The organism is Vibrio sp. Vb1026 (genome assembly GCF_033338745.1).
GTDB lineage: Bacteria > Pseudomonadota > Gammaproteobacteria > Enterobacterales > Vibrionaceae > Vibrio > Vibrio alginolyticus.
On sequence record NZ_JAWOTH010000015.1, the window covers coordinates 19,102 to 39,864 of the forward strand.

Annotated in this window: 18 protein-coding genes and 2 tRNA genes; 4 read left to right on the top strand and 16 right to left on the bottom strand. The window is 44.7% G+C overall.

Annotation, left to right across the window (positions count from 1 at the left end):
* Positions 1–149: 149 nt before the first annotated feature.
* The 13 genes from rpsO to rlmE all read right to left on the bottom strand — a co-directional run bounded on the left by rpsO (position 150) and on the right by rlmE (position 12,709).
* Positions 150–419, bottom strand: a complete 270-nt coding sequence (gene rpsO, locus R7E47_RS18725) for a 30S ribosomal protein S15 (protein ID WP_005380094.1) — start codon at positions 417–419, stop codon at positions 150–152.
* A 141-nt stretch (positions 420–560) separates the two neighbouring features.
* Positions 561–1,514 carry a tRNA pseudouridine(55) synthase TruB gene (gene truB / locus R7E47_RS18730; protein ID WP_005380088.1) on the bottom strand — a complete coding sequence of 318 codons (954 nt, stop codon included), beginning with the start codon at positions 1,512–1,514 and terminating at the stop codon, positions 561–563.
* On the bottom strand, positions 1,514–1,909 hold the full coding sequence (gene rbfA, locus R7E47_RS18735) for a 30S ribosome-binding factor RbfA (protein ID WP_005380087.1): 396 nt from the start codon (positions 1,907–1,909) through the stop codon (positions 1,514–1,516). The genes truB and rbfA overlap by 1 nt, the downstream gene beginning before the upstream one ends.
* Positions 1,910–2,023: 114 nt before the next feature.
* Positions 2,024–4,735 carry a translation initiation factor IF-2 gene (gene infB, locus R7E47_RS18740; RefSeq protein ID WP_005380086.1) on the bottom strand — a complete coding sequence of 904 codons (2,712 nt, stop codon included), beginning with the start codon at positions 4,733–4,735 and terminating at the stop codon, positions 2,024–2,026.
* A gap of 22 nt (positions 4,736–4,757) precedes the next feature.
* Positions 4,758–6,245 (bottom strand): transcription termination factor NusA, encoded by a 1,488-nt coding sequence (gene nusA / locus R7E47_RS18745; protein ID WP_005380084.1) that lies wholly within the window; start codon positions 6,243–6,245, stop codon positions 4,758–4,760.
* A 36-nt stretch (positions 6,246–6,281) separates the two neighbouring features.
* Positions 6,282–6,737 (bottom strand): ribosome maturation factor RimP, encoded by a 456-nt coding sequence (rimP, locus tag R7E47_RS18750; protein WP_005386424.1) that lies wholly within the window; start codon positions 6,735–6,737, stop codon positions 6,282–6,284.
* A 225-nt stretch (positions 6,738–6,962) separates the two neighbouring features.
* Positions 6,963–7,039: transfer RNA gene (locus R7E47_RS18755), tRNA-Met, on the bottom strand.
* A 56-nt stretch (positions 7,040–7,095) separates the two neighbouring features.
* Positions 7,096–7,179 (bottom strand) — tRNA-Leu (locus R7E47_RS18760).
* Positions 7,180–7,195: 16 nt separating this feature from the next.
* Positions 7,196–7,534: a preprotein translocase subunit SecG gene (secG, locus tag R7E47_RS18765; protein ID WP_005380080.1), complete on the bottom strand. Its 339-nt coding sequence runs from the start codon at positions 7,532–7,534 to the stop codon at positions 7,196–7,198.
* Between the two features lie 220 nt (positions 7,535–7,754).
* On the bottom strand, positions 7,755–9,095 hold the full coding sequence (gene glmM / locus R7E47_RS18770) for a phosphoglucosamine mutase (protein ID WP_005388992.1): 1,341 nt from the start codon (positions 9,093–9,095) through the stop codon (positions 7,755–7,757).
* Between the two features lie 19 nt (positions 9,096–9,114).
* Complete coding sequence (gene folP, locus R7E47_RS18775) at positions 9,115–9,945, bottom strand: dihydropteroate synthase (RefSeq protein ID WP_017820419.1); 831 nt, start codon at positions 9,943–9,945, stop codon at positions 9,115–9,117.
* 52 nt (positions 9,946–9,997) lie between these two features.
* Positions 9,998–11,971 carry an ATP-dependent zinc metalloprotease FtsH gene (gene ftsH, locus R7E47_RS18780; protein WP_021034025.1) on the bottom strand — a complete coding sequence of 658 codons (1,974 nt, stop codon included), beginning with the start codon at positions 11,969–11,971 and terminating at the stop codon, positions 9,998–10,000.
* A 108-nt stretch (positions 11,972–12,079) separates the two neighbouring features.
* Positions 12,080–12,709: a 23S rRNA (uridine(2552)-2'-O)-methyltransferase RlmE gene (gene rlmE, locus R7E47_RS18785; RefSeq protein ID WP_005388985.1), complete on the bottom strand. Its 630-nt coding sequence runs from the start codon at positions 12,707–12,709 to the stop codon at positions 12,080–12,082.
* 137 nt (positions 12,710–12,846) lie between these two features.
* Between rlmE and yhbY the strand changes: the two genes are divergently transcribed.
* Positions 12,847–13,143 (top strand): ribosome assembly RNA-binding protein YhbY, encoded by a 297-nt coding sequence (gene yhbY, locus R7E47_RS18790; protein WP_005380066.1) that lies wholly within the window; start codon positions 12,847–12,849, stop codon positions 13,141–13,143.
* Positions 13,144–13,227: 84 nt separating this feature from the next.
* Here yhbY and greA read toward each other — a convergent pair whose 3' ends face one another.
* Positions 13,228–13,701, bottom strand: coding sequence for a transcription elongation factor GreA (gene greA, locus R7E47_RS18795; RefSeq protein WP_005380065.1), 474 nt, complete (start codon positions 13,699–13,701; stop codon positions 13,228–13,230).
* A 545-nt stretch (positions 13,702–14,246) separates the two neighbouring features.
* Here greA and R7E47_RS18800 point away from each other — a divergent pair.
* Together R7E47_RS18800 and dacB are read left to right on the top strand one after the other, a co-directional pair.
* Positions 14,247–15,269: a porin gene (locus tag R7E47_RS18800; RefSeq protein WP_005380064.1), complete on the top strand. Its 1,023-nt coding sequence runs from the start codon at positions 14,247–14,249 to the stop codon at positions 15,267–15,269.
* 186 nt (positions 15,270–15,455) lie between these two features.
* Positions 15,456–16,877: a serine-type D-Ala-D-Ala carboxypeptidase gene (gene dacB / locus R7E47_RS18805; RefSeq protein ID WP_017820417.1), complete on the top strand. Its 1,422-nt coding sequence runs from the start codon at positions 15,456–15,458 to the stop codon at positions 16,875–16,877.
* On the opposite strand, the gene R7E47_RS18810 is transcribed toward dacB, so the two are convergent.
* Positions 16,856–17,701, bottom strand: a complete 846-nt coding sequence (locus R7E47_RS18810) for a magnesium transporter (RefSeq protein WP_005380062.1) — start codon at positions 17,699–17,701, stop codon at positions 16,856–16,858. The genes dacB and R7E47_RS18810 overlap by 22 nt on opposite strands.
* Positions 17,702–18,119: 418 nt before the next feature.
* Complete coding sequence (gene tyrS / locus R7E47_RS18815; RefSeq protein ID WP_017820416.1) at positions 18,120–19,307, bottom strand: tyrosine--tRNA ligase; 1,188 nt, start codon at positions 19,305–19,307, stop codon at positions 18,120–18,122.
* 130 nt (positions 19,308–19,437) lie between these two features.
* On the opposite strand from tyrS, the gene R7E47_RS18820 reads away from it, so the two are divergent.
* Positions 19,438–20,730 (top strand): peptidoglycan DD-metalloendopeptidase family protein, encoded by a 1,293-nt coding sequence (locus R7E47_RS18820; protein WP_021707738.1) that lies wholly within the window; start codon positions 19,438–19,440, stop codon positions 20,728–20,730.
* The last annotated feature ends 33 nt before the right edge of the window (positions 20,731–20,763 follow it).

The following is a 20,763-nucleotide window of genomic DNA, read 5'->3' on the forward strand; positions in this document are numbered from 1 at the left end:
GTTGACTGTAATGCTATGAGCTTTTGAGAAAACCTCTTACAAGGTTTAGCCGCCAGTATTATAACGGCATAAGTCTAATTTGGCTAAATTTAGGCAACAAAAAAGGGGCATAAAGCCCCTTTTTAGACAAACTGCTATGCAGTCGCTGATTAGCGACGTAGGCCTAGACGTTTGATTAGGTCTTGGTAGCGAGCTAGGTTTTTACCTTTTAGGTAATCTAGAAGCTTACGACGACGAGAAACCATGCGTAGAAGACCACGACGGCTGTGGTGATCGCCTTTGTGCGCTTTGAAGTGACCTTGTAGGTGGTTGATAGAAGCTGTAAGTAGAGCTACTTGAACTTCTGGTGAACCAGTGTCGCCTTCGCCTTGTGCGTATTCTGCAACGATTGCTGCTTTAGTTTCTGCATTCAGAGACATAATTCTCTCCTAATAAGAGTAGGTTTAAAGTTGTAGCAGCCAATCTCTGATTCAGCCGCTACGCGAAGCGCGGATTATAGGGAAAATTCCTATCTCGTGCAATATAAAAATACCGACACTCAGGTCGGTATTTTCAATCATTTACTTGGATGCAACGTCATCTCGGAACACGACCAATCGCTTAGGAGCGATTTTGCCATCTTCGTTCATTTCGCCAACGCCAATAAACAAGCGTTCTTCACCCATAGTAAGGCGAAGTGAGCCCTCAGTTGGAGCACCAAATACTTGAACGGGCTGCCCATGTTGGACCATATTCGCCAGTTCAGGCACCAAATTGACTTCTGGTAAGTCTTCTACCGCTGTATCCATTGGCAAAAGCAGTGGGTCCAGTAGTTCTCGAGGCGCTCGTTCCTCGCGGTGAGCTTGCTCTAGCAACTCATTTAGTTGCTCAAGTGTTACCATATTCTCGTAAGGGTATTTAGCCACACCAGTACGACGAAGCATAGTTACGTGCGCACCACAACCTAACATTTCGCCCAGATCATCAACGATAGTACGAATATAGGTACCTTTAGAGCAGTGCACTTCCATCTCTACTTCATCGCCTTCAAAACGGTGAAGAACAATCTCATATACCGTGATCTTACGAGATTCACGCGGAACTTCGATGCCTTTACGAGCGTATTCATACAAGGGTTTACCTTGATACTTCAACGCAGAGAACATGGAAGGCACTTGATCAGATTCACCACGGAACTGATCGATGCACGCTTCTAGCTTGTCTAACGTAACATCGACTGGACGCGTCTCTACAACTTCACCATCCGAGTCAGACGTATTGGTACGTTCACCCAGCTTTGCGATCACGCGGTAGCGTTTATCAGAATCAAGAAGAAACTGAGAAAATTTTGTCGCTTCACCCAAGCAAATTGGCAGCATGCCTGTCGCTAATGGGTCCAAGGCTCCAGTGTGGCCTGCTTTCTCGGCAAAGTAGATTCGCTTTACTTTTTGCAGTGCATCATTGGAAGAGATACCTGTTGGTTTGTCCAACAGTATAACGCCATTAATTGGACGACCTTTACGACGACGAGCCATTATTCTTCGTCCTCACGACCAGAATCTTTTTGCTTTTGTTTGTCTGAACTAACGACTTCAGACACTAGGTTAGACATACGCATACCTTCAACAAGCGTATTGTCATAGTGGAAGCGGATTTCTGGCGTTAAACGTAGACGAATACGCTTACCTAACATCATGCGAATGTGCACTTCGTGCTCACGTAGCGCTGCTAGACATGATTCAGGTGTTTGCTCACCCACACATAGGAAGGTCACAAATACTTTTGCGTAAGCTAGGTCACGAGAGACTTCTACGTCTGAGATCGTCACCATGCCAAGGCGAGAGTCACGAACTTCACGTTGAAGGATCATCGCTAGTTCTTTTTGCAGCTGCTGTGCAACGCGCTGCGTGCGGCTAAATTCTTTTGACATATCTTTACTCTTATATAGAAAGAATGGGGGGTTGGTCAAAGCCAGCCCCCCATGGTGTATTCAACAACCAATTACTACTTATCTTTCAAAGACAATATTAGTAATTTTAGTCAATTAGTCTAGAGTACGTTTAATTTCAACGATTTCGAAGACTTCGATTTGGTCACCAACGCGAACATCATTGTAGTTCTTAACGCCGATACCACATTCGTAGCCATTCTTAACTTCTTGAACGTCATCTTTGAAACGACGCAGTGACTCTAGTTCACCTTCGTAAATAACAACGTTATCACGTAGTACACGGATTGGGTTGTTACGCTTGATCACACCTTCTGTAACCATACAACCAGCGATAGCGCCCAGTTTCGGTGACTTAAACACGTCACGAACTTCAGCAAGACCAATGATCTCTTGCTTGAATTCTGGAGCAAGCATACCGCCCATTGCTTGTTTCACTTCGTCAATCAATTGGTAAATGATTGAGTAGTAACGTAAGTCAACAGCTGCGGCTTCAACAGCACGACGAGCAGAAGCATCTGCACGAACGTTAAAGCCAAGGATGATTGCGTTTGAAGCTTCCGCTAGTACTACGTCAGTTTCCGTAATACCACCAACACCAGAACCAACGATGTTCACTTTAACTTCGTCAGTAGATAGCTTAACTAGTGAGTCTGCGATTGCTTCTACAGAACCTTGAACGTCTGCTTTAAGTACAACGTTAAGTTCAGCAACTTCACCAGCAGTCATGTTAGAGAACATGTTCTCTAGTTTAGATTTCTGCTGACGAGCAAGTTTCACTTCACGGAACTTACCAGCACGGTAGTTAGCTACTTCACGCGCTTTACGCTCGTCACGAACTACTGTTGCTTCATCACCTGAAGATGGTACACCTGAAAGACCTAGGATCTCTACAGGGATAGATGGGCCAGCCGAAGTAATTTCTTTACCTAGCTCATCACGCATTGCACGAACACGGCCGTATTCTTGACCACAAAGAACGATGTCGCCTTTGTTTAGTGTACCTGATTGAACAAGTACTGTTGCAACTGGACCACGACCTTTATCTAGGCGAGATTCAACAACAACACCAGATGCCATGCCTTCAGCTACAGCTGTAAGTTCAAGAACTTCAGACTGAAGAAGGATTGCTTCTAGAAGACCATCGATGTTTGTACCCTGTTTAGCAGAGATGTGAACGAACATGTTCTCACCGCCCCACTCTTCAGGAATAACGTCGTATTGAGCAAGCTCGTTCTTAACGTTATCTGGGTTCGCGTCTTCTTTATCGATCTTGTTCACAGCAACAATTAGAGGAACGCCTGCCGCTTTCGCGTGCTGAATCGCTTCTACTGTTTGTGGCATTACGCCATCGTCTGCTGCAACTACAAGAACAACGATATCTGTCGCTTGAGCACCACGAGCACGCATTGCAGTAAACGCTGCGTGTCCAGGAGTATCAAGGAACGTGATCATGCCGTTGTCTGTTTCAACGTGGTACGCACCAATGTGCTGAGTAATACCACCCGCTTCGCCAGAAGCAACGTGTGTGCGACGGATGTAGTCAAGTGTTGACGTTTTACCGTGGTCAACGTGACCCATGATAGTAACAACTGGAGCACGTGGAACTGCTTCCGCGTTAGTGTCACGGTCAGATAGTACCGCTTCTTCCAGTTCGTTCTCTTTACGAAGAACTACTTTATGGCCCATTTCTTCAGCAACAAGTTGTGCTGTTTCTTGGTCGATCACTTGGTTGATAGTCGCCATAGCGCCCATCTTCATCATTACTTTGATAACTTCTGTCGCTTTAACCGACATCTTGTTAGCAAGTTCTGATAGAACGATCGTTTCGCCAATTACAACGTCTTGCTTAGCAACCGTTGCTGACTTATCAAACCCGTGCTGCATTGAAGTCGGCTTAGCAAGTTTGCCCTTACGACCTCTACCGCCACGTTGGTTGTTACGGCCACCGCGAGCTTGGTCGTCTTTACCCGAAGCTGCTTTTTTCTTCTTACGACGACCGCCTTCTACTTTGCGATCTGCTTCATCTTCGGCTTCACGTGCGTATTGTGAAGTCGTTACATGGTAATCTGTATCTTCCATATCACCCTTTTTCTCTTCTGCAGCAGACCAACGCTCTTTATTCTTTTCAGCCAATTCGCGAGCTTCTTCAAGCTTGCGCTGACTTTCCTCTTCAGCCTTACGCTTAGCTTCTTCTTCCTGACGACGTTTAAGCTCGTCGGCCTCTTTTCGCGCTGCTTCTTGCTTAATTTTCTCTTCAGCATCACGCTTTGCTTTTTCTTCAGCATTACGTTGTGCATTCGTATCTACGTCTCGCTTCGCTTTTTCTTCAGCTTCACGTTTCGCTTTTTCTTCCGCTTCACGTTTTGCAGCTTCTTCAGCTTCACGTTTCGCAGCTTCTTCAGCTTCACGTTTTGCAGCTTCTTCTGCTGCACGTTTTGCTGCTTCTTCTGCTTCACGTTGTGCTGCTTCTTCAGCTTCACGTTTCGCTTCATCTTCAATTGTGCTGCGCTTCACGTATGTACGTTTTTTGCGCACCTCAACCTGAACATTCTTACTCTTACCACCACCCGCGTTCACACTAAGTGTACTACGAGTTTTACGCTGAAGCGTAAGGCGAGTCGGCTCTGAATCACCTGATTTATCACCGTGTTCTTTCTTTAAATGAGAGAGAAGCTTCTGCTTCTCTTCATCAGTAACATTGTCAGAGCTCGCCTTTTTAATGCCAGCGTCAGCAAGTTGTTCAATCAAGCGGTCGACTGGCGTACCAATCTCATCACTCAGTGCTTTAACTGTTAATTGTGTCATGCCGCTTCCTCCTTGCCGAAAATTATGCTTCTTCGCCGAACCAACAGATGTTACGTGCGGCCATAATTAGCTCACCTGCACGTTCTTCGGTCAGGCCTTCGATACCTTCTAAATCGTCAATACCTTGGTCAGCAAGATCTTCCAGTGTCGCTACACCTTTCGCTGCCAATTTAAATGCCATCTCACGCTCAAGACCTTCAAGTGCAAGTAGGTCCTCAGCTGGTTCTAGACCTTCAAAAGACTCTTCTTGTGCTAGTGCGATCGTCGTTAGTGCATCTTTTGCACGTCCACGAAGCTCTTCGATTAGTTCTTCATTCAAACCATCGATTTCTAGTAGCTCGTTAACTGGCACGTATGCGATTTCTTCTAGCGTTGAGAAACCTTCTTCAACAAGAAGTTGAGCGAAGTCTTCTTCAATATCTAGGTACTTCATGAAGTTTTCAATAGATGCTTGTGATTCTTCAGCGTGTTTCTTCTGAAGATCAGCAACTGTCATAACATTCAGTTCCCAACCGGTTAGTTGAGATGCTAGACGCACGTTTTGACCGTTACGACCAATAGCTTGCGCTAGGTTGTCAGCTTCAACTGCGATGTCCATTGAGTGTGCATCCTCATCAACGATGATAGAAGCAACATCAGCTGGCGCCATTGCGTTGATAACGAATTGAGCTGGGTTATCATCCCAAAGAACGATATCGATACGCTCACCACCAAGTTCGCCAGAAACAGCTTGTACACGTGCACCACGCATACCAACACACGCACCTACAGGGTCGATACGTTTGTCATTTGTTTTGACAGCGATCTTAGCGCGAGAACCAGGATCACGTGCTGCGCCTTTAAGCTCGATAATATCTTCTGCGATTTCAGGCACTTCAACACGGAACAGTTCTGCCAACATTTCTGGCTTAGAACGAGTGATGAACAATTGGAAACCACGTGCTTCAGGCGCGACTTTGTAAAGAAGACCACGTACGCGGTCGCCTGGACGGAAGTTTTCACGAGGAAGTTGGTCATCACGCAGGATTACCGCTTCAGCGTTATTACCAAGATCAAGCACGATTGTGTCACGGTTTACTTTTTTCACGACACCAGTGATTAGATCACCTTCATTGTCGATGAACTGTTCAACGATTTGTGCGCGCTCAGCTTCACGAACTTTTTGAACGATAACTTGCTTAGCAGTTTGAGTCGTAATACGGTCAAACGTTACTGATTCGATTTCGTCTTCTACGTAGTCGCCAAGCTCGATTGAGTCATCTTCGTATTGCGCTGCTTCTAGTGAGATCTCTTTTGTAGGGTTCTCAACGTCATCAACAACTAACCAACGGCGGTAAGTTACAAACTCACCGGTTTTACGGTCAATGGCAACACGTACGTCGATTTCGATTTCGTATTTTTTCTTTGTAGAAGTTGCTAGAGCAATCTCAAGAGCCTCAAAGATACGCTCACGAGGTACCGCTTTTTCGTTCGATACCGCTTCTGCTACCGCTAAAATTTCTTTACTCATTGTATTTAGCCTCTAAGCTTAAACTTTTTTAGGGAACTAAAATTTAGGGATCAGGTTAGCTTTGGAAATGTTACTTAGAGCAAACTCTTCTTGCTGACCGTCTACAGTAATTGTCACTGTTTCGCCATCAACACCGTGGATAATACCTTTCCACTTACGACGGTTTGCTACAGCCATTTTCAATACGATGCTGACCTCGTGACCAATAAATTGCTCGTAATGTGCTGCTTTAAAAAGTGGTCTTTCTAAACCTGGAGAAGACACTTCTAGGCTGTAAGCAACAGAAATTGGATCTTCAACGTCTAAAACTGCACTAACTTGGTGGCTAACTTCTGCACAGTCGTCTACGTTAATACCATTTTCATGGTCAATGTAGATACGTAACGTTGAGTGCGCGCCTGCACGAATGAATTCTAATCCAACTAACTCATAACCTGATGCCGCTACTGGCGCGTCAAGCATTTCAGTAAGTTGTCTTTCTAAACCAGTCATTTAACCACTCCAGAAACAAAAAAAGGGCTCAGAGCCCAATCAAAAAACCAAGCAGTATCTGAGCTATTTCAAAAAGCTCAGATAACAAAAAACCCCGATAGTCGGGGTTTTATGCTGCTGGACCCTGATACGTTAAGAATAGCCAACAATTGCTTTTCTTAACTCGTAGTGTGGTTAGCACTACGCAAACTTGCCAATCTACGATTTCCTTTTAAAGAAAGAGATTGGTTGCGGGGGCCGGATTTGAACCGACGACCTTCGGGTTATGAGCCCGACGAGCTACCAAGCTGCTCCACCCCGCGTCCGACTTGCTGAGCATTATACTCGCAAACAAGTGATTTACAAGTTTGTAAATACATGGTGCCGAGAGAGGGACTCGAACCCTCACACCTAAGGCACTAGCACCTCATGCTAGCGTGTCTACCAATTTCACCATCTCGGCATCAAAACCTTACAGCTTATTGAGGAATTTCATCACCCGCAGGGGCAGGAACTTCACTCGCTGCATCCTTAACTTGTTCAACAACTGGTTGACCTAACGTTGGGTCTACCCATTGTGATTCAGTCTGGTGCGTAGACATACGACCAAGTAACAAGCTAACGATAAAGAATACGGTTGCTAAAATAGCAGTTGTTCGGGTTAAGAAATTACCTGAGCCGCCAGCACCAAACACTGTGTTTGAAGCACCAGCACCGAACGAGGCTCCCATATCTGCGCCTTTACCTTGTTGAATCAACACAAGGCCAATCACACCAAGCGCTGCCAACAGGTAAATCACAAGTAGAACTGAAAACATTTTTTCCACCTATGTTCCAAATTGTTGAGCCAGCGCCGTTCAAAAGAATAAATCATTATGAACAAGGCTAGCGACCTCCTAACGGGAGGCGGAGCAATACTAGCGAAAGCCAGTAACGCTGACAAGGGAAAATTAGTAAAAAATCAATGCCAATGCGTTAAGCGCTCAAAAAAAGGGCAAAAGATGCCCTTTTCATTCAAGACATGCTTTAACGCAATGATTAACAACTTGCTTTAACAGCCTCAGCGATTTTCAATGCTGAGTGTTGAACTAGTTCACCATCTTCGCCTTCCACCATAACGCGGATCAAAGGCTCAGTGCCAGACTTACGCAGCAGTACACGCCCTTTATCACCAAGTGTCGCCTCTACTTCAGCGACAGCGTTTAATACAGCTGTAGCTTCAAGAGGGTTACTTTCTCCTGAGAAACGGACATTTTCTAAAACCTGAGGATATAATGTCATTCCTTGCGATAGTTCATATAAAGACATATCGCTGCCAATTACAGAAGCAAGTACTTGAAGTGCAGCAACAATCGCATCGCCGGTTGTGACTTTATCTAATAAGATCACATGGCCTGAGTTTTCAGCACCAATTTTCCAACCTTTTTCTAGCAGTTGCTCCATGACATAACGGTCACCAACAGCAGCACGTACAAACGGAATGCCTAGCTGCTTTAAACCATTTTCCATACCCAAGTTAGTCATTAGTGTACCAACAACACCACCCTTTAGCTCACCACGACGAAGTGCATCACGAGCGATGATATAAGCAATTTGGTCACCATCAACTTTGTTACCTAGGTGGTCGACCATAATGATGCGGTCACCATCACCATCAAATGCGAGACCAAGATGCGCTTGCTCTTCAACAACACGCTGTTGAAGAGCTCGTACGTCTGTTGCGCCCACTTTTTCATTAATGTTGATGCCGTTAGGCTCTACGCCCATAGCGATAACTTCTGCCCCAAGTTCTTTGAAAACATTTGGAGCGATGTGGTACGTTGCACCGTGCGCACAGTCTACTACGATCTTAAAGTTCGCAAGGCTCAACTCAGATGGGAAAGTACTCTTACAGAATTCGATGTAACGACCAGCTGCATCATTTAGGCGGGTTGCTTTACCAAGCTCAGCAGACTCCACACATTCAATTTCTTTATCTAACTCAGCTTCGATCGCCAATTCGATATCGTCAGGTAGCTTAGTACCCTCAGAAGAAAAGAATTTAATGCCGTTGTCGTAATATGGGTTATGTGATGCAGAAATCACAATACCAGCCTCGGCACGGAAAGTCTGAGTTAAATATGCCACAGCTGGAGTTGGCATGGGACCAGTAAATGTTGCTTTAAGTCCCGCAGCTGCAAGGCCAGCCTCTAGTGCAGATTCAAGCATATAACCTGAAATACGTGTATCTTTACCTATGATAACTTTCTTTGTGCCTTGTTTCGCTAGTACACGACCAGCAGCCCAGCCAAGCTTAAGTACGAAGTCTGGAGTGATTGGGTATTGTCCTACTTTACCGCGCACACCGTCAGTACCAAAGTAACGTCTTTCATTCGACATAAACTTTCCTTTATTATTTTTAAATATTGTTTTTCGTCATCTCAACAACTTTCATCGCTTCGATTGTCTCTTCAAAGTCATGCACGCGAATGATCTGCGCGCCTTTCATCGCGGCAATCGTAGCACAAACGACACTTGCGTTCGTACACTCTGCCGCTGGCTTGTCTAACAGTTTGAAGATCATGGATTTACGAGACATGCCAGCCAAAATAGGCAGGCCGAATTCATGAAACTTTTCAAGATGAGCAAGCATATGATAATTGTGTTCGATTGTTTTGCCAAAGCCAAACCCAGGATCGAGAATCAGTTGAGATTTATCAATCCCTGCTGCTTCACACGCCGCGATACGTTCTTCTAGAAAAGCCGACACGTCCCCCATTAAATCATCATAATGAGGGTCAACTTGCATGGTCCTAGGCTGACCTTTCATATGCATCAGACAAATTGGAAGGTTTGCTTCTGCTGCGACTTCCAGAGCACCTGGCTCTTGCAGCGAGCGGATGTCATTGATCAAATCAGCCCCAGCATCAATTGCTTGACGCATCACTTCTGCTTTACTGGTGTCAACGGAAATCCATACATCATATTTTTCACGAATGGCTTTGATTACTGGGACAACACGCCTAAGCTCTTCTTCCAAAGACACATCCGGTGCACCAGGTCTTGTCGATTCACCACCAACATCAACAATACTTACACCAGCCTTTATCATTTTATCAACTTGAGCAAGAGCAAGTTCAATTGAGTTGTATTTACCGCCATCCGAAAAGGAATCCGGTGTCACATTTAGAATGGCCATGACATGTGGACGCGAAAGGTCCAAAGATTTGTTATTTGCTGTAATCATCATCATAAACACAAAAACCCCGAGATAACTCGGGGTTTAATATTATCGATACTCTTTATTCAGAGTCTTTCTTTTCAGGCGCTTCGTTAGAAGTTGTATCAGAAGAGCTAGGCTGTTCTGCATCTTTCGCAGTATCCGTTGCTTCTTCTTTAACTTCTTGCTTTGCTTGAGGCTTGTCGCTGTCTTCTGGTTTGCTTGCTGAGTTATCACTCCAGCCCGCAGGCTCACGAATTTCAGCTTTGCGCTCCATTAAGTCATCAATCTGGCGAGCATCAATGGTTTCATACTTCATCAGCGCATCTTTCATCGCATGCATGATATCCATGTTCTCTTGAAGAATCTTCTTCGCACGATCGTAGTTGCGGTCAATGATCTGACGAACTTCGTCATCAATCAACTTCGCTGTATCGTCAGACACATGTTTAGTCTGAGTTACACTACGTCCTAAGAACACTTCGCCTTCATCTTCTGCATACAGCAGAGGGCCAAGCTTTTCAGAGAAACCCCATTGAGTAACCATCTTACGAGCAATATCTGTTGCGCGCTCGATATCATTAGAAGCACCGGTTGATACTTTGTCAGCACCGTAGATAAGTTCTTCTGCTAAACGACCACCGTACAAGCTAGAAATCATTGATTCTAGGTGTTGGCGAGACATGCTCACGCGGTCCTGCTCTGGAAGGTACATTGTTACACCCAACGCACGACCACGTGGAATGATAGACACTTTGTACACTGGATCGTGTTCAGGAACCAAGCGACCAACAATCGCGTGACCAGCTTCGTGGTATGCGGTTGACTCTTTCACTTCCTCAGACATCACCATTGAACGGCGCTCAGCACCCATCATGATTTTGTCTTTCGCCAGTTCAAACTCAACCATAGAAACGTTGCGCTTGTTACCGCGCGCAGCAAACAAGGCTGCTTCGTTAACTAAGTTTGCTAGGTCAGCACCAGAGAAGCCTGGAGTACCACGTGCGATGAGAGAAGGCTCTACATCACCCGCTAGAGGGACCTTACGCATGTGAACTTTTAGGATCTGTTCACGGCCACGTACATCTGGAAGACCAACTACCACTTGACGGTCAAAACGACCAGGACGCAGTAACGCAGGGTCCAGCACATCCGGACGGTTAGTCGCAGCGATAACGATAATACCTTCGTTACCTTCGAAACCATCCATCTCAACGAGCATTTGGTTTAGTGTTTGTTCACGTTCATCATGACCACCACCAACACCTGCGCCACGTTGACGACCTACCGCATCGATCTCATCGATAAAGATGATACAAGGTGCGGCTTTCTTTGCTTGTTCAAACATGTCACGCACACGAGATGCACCAACACCAACGAACATTTCTACGAAATCAGAACCAGAGATAGTAAAGAATGGTACTTTCGCCTCACCGGCAATGGCTTTCGCTAGAAGCGTTTTACCCGTACCAGGAGGACCAACCATTAGAACACCCGTTGGAATCTTACCGCCCAGCTTTTGGAAGCGGCTTGGATCGCGTAGGTAGTCCACCAGCTCTTTCACGTCTTCTTTTGCTTCGTCACAACCTGCAACGTCAGCAAAAGTTGTCTTGATTTGTTCTTCGCTCATCATTCGAGCTTTGCTCTTACCAAAAGACATGGCGCCTTTACCACCGCCGCCTTGCATTTGACGCATGAAGAAAATCCATACACCAATTAGTAAGATCATTGGGAACCAAGAGATGAAGATAGTACCAAGCAAGCTTTGCTCTTCTGGAGGCGTGCCTTGTACTTTCACGTTTTGGTTAATTAGGTCATCTAGAAGCTTTTGGTCATACACTGGCATGTAAGTGACCATTTTGGCACCGCCGCCACGACGAACAAAGCTAATTTCACCGTCTTTAAAAGTTGCTTCTTGAATCTGGCCTTGGCCAACTTCCTGTACAAACGTGGTGTAATCCACGGTTCTGCCATTGCTTTCTCCAGGGCCAAAGCTCTGGAATACCGACATCAATACGACGGCGATAACAAGCCACAGAATTAAATTTTTTGCCATGTCACTCAAGGTGTAAGCCTCTCGATAACTAATTGTAATTAAAGGTAGGGTACTACAGTTCATTAACTGTAGCTATAGTGTTAACACGCTCTCAAGAGAGCAAAATGGTTAACCTTTGTAACCAGTGGCTACGACGAAGACCTCTCGAGAGCGGGCTCGCGATGAGTCTGGTTTTCTAATTTTTACGGCTTTAAACATGTCTCGGACTTCTTTCACATACTGATCGAAGCCTTCCCCTTGGAAAACCTTTACGACAAAGCTACCATTAGGCGCTAGAACTTGTCGACACATATCTAAAGCTAATTCAACTAAATACATAGCGCGAGGTTGATCAACAGAATTGTTTCCCGCGATGTTAGGCGCCATATCAGACATTACTACGTCTACCATGGAAGGTTGGATCCTTTCTAGCAAAGCTTCCAATACTGCATCATCACGAAAGTCGCCTTGTAAAAAGCTAACGCCAGCAATCGGGTCCATAGGAAGCAAGTCACACGCGATGATCTGACCACTGTCCCCTACTATCTTAGCAGCATATTGAGACCATCCGCCCGGCGCAGCCCCCAAGTCGACGACTGTCATTCCAGGCTTTAACAATTTATCTTTCGTTTGAATCTCATCGATCTTGAAATAAGCACGTGAGCGGTAGCCTTTTTTTCGGGCTTCATTCGCGTATTTATCATCAAAGTGTTCTTTCAACCAACGACCAGAACTAGCCGAATGTTTTTGTTTACTCATTTTAATCCCAACAAGGCACAAATTGGAGCTATTGTTTTAATAGGCGCTACCTATTACTCAATAAATTATAGTCTTCAGCAATAGATGGCGTTAAAATAGCTTTTTTCAACCCTTATTTAAAGAAAATTGGCCGCGTAATGAACCTAAGCACCAAACAAAAGCAGCACCTTAAAGGCCTAGCTCACAGTTTAAAACCTGTTGTGCTAATGGGCGCAAATGGACTTACAGAAGCCGTGCTAGCAGAAATTGAAATCGCTCTTAACCATCACGAACTTATCAAAGTAAAAGTTGCTTCGGAAGATCGTGAAACAAAACAGCTAATCATCGACGCTATCGTACGTGAGACGGGCGCTGAAAAAGTTCAGACTATTGGTAAAGTGCTTGTGCTATACCGCCAGTCTGAAGAGCGTAAAATCGAAATCCCTCGTAAGTAACCCTACTTACGTTGCTGAAGAAAAAAGGTCGCCTGAGGCGACCTTTTTGCGTTTTATCAGAGTAGTAATGCTACTCCAAACGACTTAGATATATTCTACTCGGTCAATTTCGAAGTCTTTCGCGCCACCCGGAGTTTGAATAGCAACTTCATCGCCTTCCATCTTACCAATCAGGCCACGAGCAATAGGTGAGCTCACTGAAATGCGACCTGCTTTGATATCGGCTTCGTCATCACCAACGATTTGGTACGTTTTTTCTTCTTCGGTGTCGATATCAATCAAGGTTACGGTTGAACCAAAAATAACTTTACCCGTGTTCTCCATCTTCGTTACATCAATAACTTGAGCAACTGACAGTTTGTATTCAATGTCACGGATTTGTGCTTCACAAATGCCCTGCTCTTCACGAGCGGCGTGATATTCAGCATTCTCTTTTAAATCACCTAGCTCACGAGCTTCAGCAATTGCCTCTGAGATCTGAGGACGTAGTTTAAGTAGACGATCGAGTTCTGCACGTAGCTTTTGCTCGCCACGTAGTGTCATTGGAACTTTTTCCATTTTATAACCTCAAGCCCAAATGGGTCTTTGGACAAAAAAAGCCCACCCTGTCATAGGACTGGGTAGTGCGCTTAAAGATGTATTTCGTTTAGTGTAAACAAACTCCCGGACGAAATCATCTTAATTCGAAAGACAGCAAGACTATGCCTTTTCGGCATAATGATATAACTCACTTTTAGAGCGGTTCTAGGGCGAATCACCTTCTCAATTTATTGAAAAACAACACTGTTCATTACACCAAAAATATCAAAAAAGATAAAAACTAATCAATGTCAGGCCAATGTCATTGCCAATAATTTCAATCAAAAACAGTAATTTAAATAAAAACAACGTACAATTGAACAGTGTTCATCAGTGGGATTTATATCATTTTACTAACTCATACGGAAACTTTAGCAGTAAAACATGTCCAGCGAGTTGTTAGATCAATGGCTTACAAGTGCGAACTATATCGCTCAATTAGTCAATTTTGGACCAACAACTTGTGAGAGATCACCTCTCCCCCATACAACAATGATTATGGACAGCTAACTAGGACAAATAAGATGAAAAAGACTCTAATTGCTCTTTCTGTATCTGCAGCAGCTATGGCAACTGGCGTAAACGCAGCTGAACTTTACAACCAAGACGGTACTTCTCTAGAAATGGGCGGCCGTGCTGAAGCACGTCTATCTATGAAAGATGGCGACGCTCAAGACAAATCTCGCATCCGTCTAAACTTCCTTGGTAAACAAGAAATCAATGACAACCTATACGGTGTTGGTTTCTGGGAAGGTGAATTTGAGACTGCTCAAAACGGTACTGTAGACGGCGACGACAAGAGCGATCTAGAAACTCGTCTTGCTTACGCTGGTCTTGGCGGTGCTTACGGTGAGTTCGCATACGGTAAAACTGAAGGTGCACTAGGCGTTATCACTGACTTCACAGATATCATGGCTTACCACGGTAACTCTGCAGCAGACAAACTAGCTGTATCAGACCGTACAGACAACATGATGGCTTACAAAGGCCAGTTTGAAAACCTAAGCGTAAAAGCAAGCTACCGCTTCGCTGATCGTATGGAAAACAAAAACACTGGTGAGTACTACGACAACAAACAAGACGGTTACTCTCTATCTGCAATCTACGCTCTAGCTGACACTGGTCTTGAGCTAGGTGCTGGTTACGCAGATCAAGACAAAGCTAACGAGTACATGCTAGCTGCATCTTACACAATGTCTGATCTTTACTTCGCTGGTGTATTCACTGACGGCGAGAAAATGGAAGATTCAAACAACAGTAACACAGTTGATTACACTGGTTACGAGCTAGCGGGTGCTTACACTCTAGGCCAAACAGTATTTACAACATCATACAACAATGCAGAAACTAACAACGAAACTTCTGCAAACAACTTCGCTGTTGATGCTTCTTACTACTTCAAGCCTAACTTCCGTGGTTACATTTCTTACAACTTCAACCTGATTGATGCAGGTGACAAGTTTGGTTCAACTGACACTAGCAAAACAGTTGCAACTAAGATCGATGCTGAAGACGAGCTAGCTCTAGGTCTACGTTACGACTTCTAATTCCGGTCTTTGACTAGAATATCGAATGCCCGCTTTAAGCGGGCATTTTTTATACTTCATTTTAAGCAGCGCGCCTTTCTCTCGTGTCTCATTCATGAAGACATTTGAAGCATTTCTTTAGTTACCTAGCATATTGAAAGGACTTGCGTATACTCAATCACATAACTCACCTTAGAAAGTATCATTATGCGTTTACGTTGGCCCTTGCTCATATTCTCTTCATTACTTTCTGCTTTTTCACAAGCGTACCCTCATCAAGAGGTGTTGCCTGAAGGCGCCCGCATCAGTTTAGTTGCGGAAAAACTCAGTGAAAATGCTGAGCTTGACGGTGTTCATCCTACCGAACAACTGTTCCCACCAGCGAGTACATTAAAAATCGTCACCGCATTAGCCGCAAAGCTAGAACTGGGGGATAATTTCCGGTTTCGAACCAAGCTGGAAACGTCGAACTCAGATGCAGTGATTTACTTTGTCGGCGACCCAACACTCCAAACCAACGACTTAAAATCACTTCTCACTCTAGCTAAGAAAAATGGCTTAAAACGGATTAACGGTGACCTATGGCTCGATAACAGCGCATTCACTGGTTATAACCGTGCGGTGGGCTGGCCGTGGGATATCTTGGGAGTTTGCTACAGCGCTCCGGCATCGACCATCACACTCAATAACAACTGTGTACAAGCCTCTATCTATACACAAAAAGATGGTGGAACGCGGGTCTACGTACCAGAGCATCAACCTATTCGTGTCACAAGTACCGTAGAAACTGTTTCTAAAACCATTAAGAAAAGTCGTCATTGTGACTTAGGTTTAGTTGCAAATCCCGATAACAACTACAAGCTAACAGGGTGCTTGGTTGAAAGAGACAAACCATTGCCACTGAAATTTGCGGTTCAAGACCCTGAGCGTTACACCAGTCAAAGGTTGGCGACTTTGCTCAAGGAGCTCAACATTGGGGTATCAGGAAAGATTAGGGTCGGTACGGCGCCAGAAAAGCAGCGAAAGCTCATCGCAATGCATCAATCAAAGGCCTTACCAGACATTCTTGAAGATATGCTCAAAAACTCTGACAACTTGATTGCCGACACATTAACCAAAACACTTGGTGCTAAATTTTTCGTTCAGCCAGGTAGTTTTACTAACGGTACAGAAGCGATCAAGCAGATCATTTTCGCCAACACTGGTATTGATATTCGTAATGCGCGCCTAGAAGACGGCTCAGGACTTTCGCGAAATAACCGGATCTCCGCGACCAAGATGGCTGAAATGCTGCGCTATATTTGGAAGCATGAAAACGAACTCAAATTGATTGCCATCATGCCGAAATCAGGTGAATCCGGCACATTAAAGTACCGACAAAGTATGCGAAAACTTCCAATTAAAGGACAGCTGATCGCTAAAAGTGGCTCTATCTACGGGACTTACAATATGGCTGGATATGGCTTGGATAAAAATGGTCAACCTAACACCATTTTTGTTCAGTTTGTTTCAGACTACTTCCCAGAAAAACGGGACGACAACACACCTGTCATCGCCCCGATTACACATTTTGAGCAGCTTTTTTACAATGACATTGTGAACTTTAGTCAGGCAATACCTAAGAAATAGTTCACCACGTTAAAGTAAATCCACATTCCTGAAATATCGACGATAGACGCAAGAACTGGACTCACCAATACGGCTGGGTCCAACTTGCAAGCTCGTGCAATAATTGGCAACAGCCCGCCCAATGTTGTAGAAATGGTGACTTGAATGAACAGCGCAACTGCTATTGCCAGTGCGATATCGGTCAGTTCAAAGCCTCCTGTTGATTGTCCTGCACTAAATAACATAATGCGTCCAATCATCACGATAGCGATCGCTAGCGCAATAAATAGAGCGACTCGGCTCTCTTTCCACAAAACTTCTAACCATTGGCGTTTTTTTAACTCTCCAGTAGCAAGAGCACGAATCACTAAAGTTGCTGCTTGTGTTCCTGTGTTACCACCAGCAGCTGCAATCACTGGCATGTACACTGCAAGTAAAACAAGCTGACTAAGGGTGTCCTCATACTGAGCAATGATCAAGCCTGACACTATCCCTAAAAGAGCCAGTGCAATGATCCACCCAATACGCTGCTTCACGTGCCCCAAAACACTAGTCGATAAATAACCATCAGGTGTATCAACTTCAGACATATGCAGACCTAATTGGTGAGCATAATGACGTGCGCGTTTGTCATGGCCTGCTTGCTCAAGTTGAGCAATAAGACTATTCACATAGCCGACAGAGCAATGCTGTAAAATACCTACAGCCTCATCAATCGGCATAACCGTAAGCAAATGGACTTGTTGCTCTTGCTCGTACTGCAAGAATGCATTGCGAGCTGCACCAATTTCTACTTCAGAAAAGTTTGGTGTTGTTTCAATAAAAGTGTTGTTCATTACCGTCATGGCGAATCTCCCGATTGGCATTGGTAACGACCATCGACAAAGCATGAAAAGCCACTCTTGCACGCTAAAAGTCAGACAACAAATAAGATGCACAGAGAAAACCAATGCGAATGCACTGTCTATTCAGAATGTATGAAGGAAATAACGAGAAAAAAATTAGAAAAGATGCCTCACCACTTAGGTAAGGCGGAGATCGCCAATACCGAAGCGGGTTATTTCGCTCCCTTAATCTTACTCACCCAACGACTGGGAGGATGGTCGGTATTGTTCATGTAAATCTCCGATAGCGCTGCCATTATTGGCAGCGCAAGTATAGTAGCAAAGTTCATCAGGTATGGAAGTTTTACTTTGCCGTTTTTGCTAAATTTTCATACAAAAAAAGCGCCCTTCGGACGCTTTCATTTGCAGTCATTATGGATTACTGAATAGTAATACGAGCAAATTTACGTTTGCCTACTTGGAACACGTAAGTACCCGCTTCTGGAGCAAATTTGCTGTCCGCAATTTTTTCACCATCAATCTTCACAGCGCCCTGCTTAACCATGCGCATCGCATCTGACGATGATGGACATAAACCTGCTTCTTTCAACAGATTACTCACTGGGCGACCTGCGTCAAAGTCAAACTCTGGCATTTCATCAGGAATTTGGTTCTTCGCAAAACGGTTTACGAATTCTTGCTCTGCTGCATCGGCATCGGCTTCACTGTGGAAACGAGCAATAATTTCTTTTGCTAGCAATACTTTGATGTCACGAGGGTTTTTGCCCGCTTCTACATCAGCTTTGAATTGAGCAATCTCTTCCAGAGGACGGAAAGAGAGCAGCTCGTAGTAGCTCCACATTAAGTCATCAGAAATAGACATGATTTTACCAAACATTTCGCTTGGCGCTTCGCTGATACCGATGTAGTTGTTTGCTGACTTAGACATCTTCTTCTCGCCATCAAGGCCCACTAGAAGCGGCATCATCAGTACAACCTGAGGTTTTTGACCGTGAGACTTTTGCAGTTCACGACCCATTAGAAGGTTGAACTTCTGGTCTGTACCACCTAATTCAACATCCGTTTCCATTGCTACTGAGTCCCAACCTTGTAGAAGTGGGTACATGAACTCATGAATAGCAATTGGCTGACCACCCGCGTAACGCTTTTTAAAGTCGTCACGCTCTAGCATACGAGCAACGGTTTGGTTTGCCGCAAGGCGAATCATACCTTCTGCGCCCAATTCAGACAGCCACTCAGAGTTAAACTGAATTTTAGTCTTTGCAGGATCGAGAATTTTGAACACTTGCTCTTTGTACGTTTCAGCGTTACGCAATACGTCTTCGCGACTTAGCGGTGGACGAGTTGTGTTTTTACCTGTCGGGTCACCAACCATTGCAGTGAAGTCACCGATTAGGAACGTCACTTCATGACCTAGTTCTTGGAACAAGCGAAGCTTATTGAAAATAACCGTATGACCTAGGTGAATGTCAGGTGCTGTTGGATCAGCGCCCAATTTAATACGTAGAGGACGGTCTTCTTTTAGTTTTGCGATTAGCTCTTCTTCTGGAATCAGCTCTTCAACACCGCGCTTAATCTCGGCTAGTGCAGCTTCAATGCTCGCCATTCTTGTTCACTCCCACAGATTTGGCAAAAATATAATAGCTGAACATATTACTTGAATAGCGATGCATTTTGAAACACGTTAGACTAGGTAGTTGTCACTTTTTCCGTTTAATTTAGCAATCAAGTACCTCATGCATTCGATTTTTGTCCGACTTCCACTCTTGCACAAAGTATTGATCGGTTTTTTTAGTGCGCTGATTATCTTCGCGCTCTTCTTTTTACCTGATCCGCAAGACCTAGACCCGCAGCAGAGCCGATTAAAAGTTGGTCAACATTATCCTGTGCCAGTTTCCCTCGAACTCAGTGCACTAAATAGTTCATCGCCTGCGGTTCCCGCCGTGCTGCGCTGGGAGACATACAAGGTAAAAAATGGCGAGAGTGCTGCCATCTTATTTAGTCGCGTAGGGCTTTCTGCTCGTCTATTACATGAACTGGTGTCATCAGACAAAGAAGTGGAAAAACAGTTAACTCGGCTTCGACCTGGTGACCGATTGCAATTTGGTTTTGACGAAAATAGCGACTTGGTGCAGCTAAGAAGAACACTAAGCGCGTTCGAGACTTTTCGTATCACATTAAAAGACGGCAAGTACGTTTCTGAAGTTGATAAAAAAGAAGTCGACTTCCAGTACAACTACGCTGAAGCCACCATCAAATCAAACTTTTGGAATGCAGGAATATCTTCTGGATTAAATGGTAACCAAATCATGGAACTGGCTGGCATATTTGGTTGGGACATCGACTTTGCTTTAGATATTCGTAAAAACGACAGCTTCCGAGTACTTTACCAAGAGGAAGTGGTAGAAGGTGAAGTAATCGGCCGTGGAAAAATCATTGCTGCGATCTTTAAAAACCAAGGCGATACCTTTACCGCAATATTGGATCAGAAAAGTGGCAAGTATTACGACGAAAATGGGCGTGCAATGAAAAAAGCATTCTTACGCGCGCCGTTGGATTTCCGTCGAGTTTCGTCTAATTTCAACCCACGCCGCTTACATCCAGTGACGGGACGCGTTCGTCCTCATAGAGGCACGGACTATGCGGCACCGGTGGGTACCCCGATTTGGGCAGCTGGTGATGGCGTCGTTCAAAAATCGTCTTACAACAAATTTAATGGTAACTACGTTTTCATTAAACATAGTAATACTTACATTACCAAGTACCTGCACTTAACCAAACGTACTGTACGAGCTGGTCAACGCGTTAAGCAAGGCCAAACCATCGGTACGCTTGGCGGAACTGGCCGTGTAACTGGCCCTCACCTGCACTATGAGTTCCTTGTGAATGGTGTCCATAAAAACCCGCGCACGGTGAATTTGCCACAATCTAAATCCCTGACAGGAAAAGCGAGACAAACTTTCATGGCAAACGCGAAAGTTAGCATGGACAAGCTTGAACGCTACAGCAAACTGTTAGCAATGAAGTAAGGCAAGGTATTGAAAAGGGCAGCTTCGCTGCCC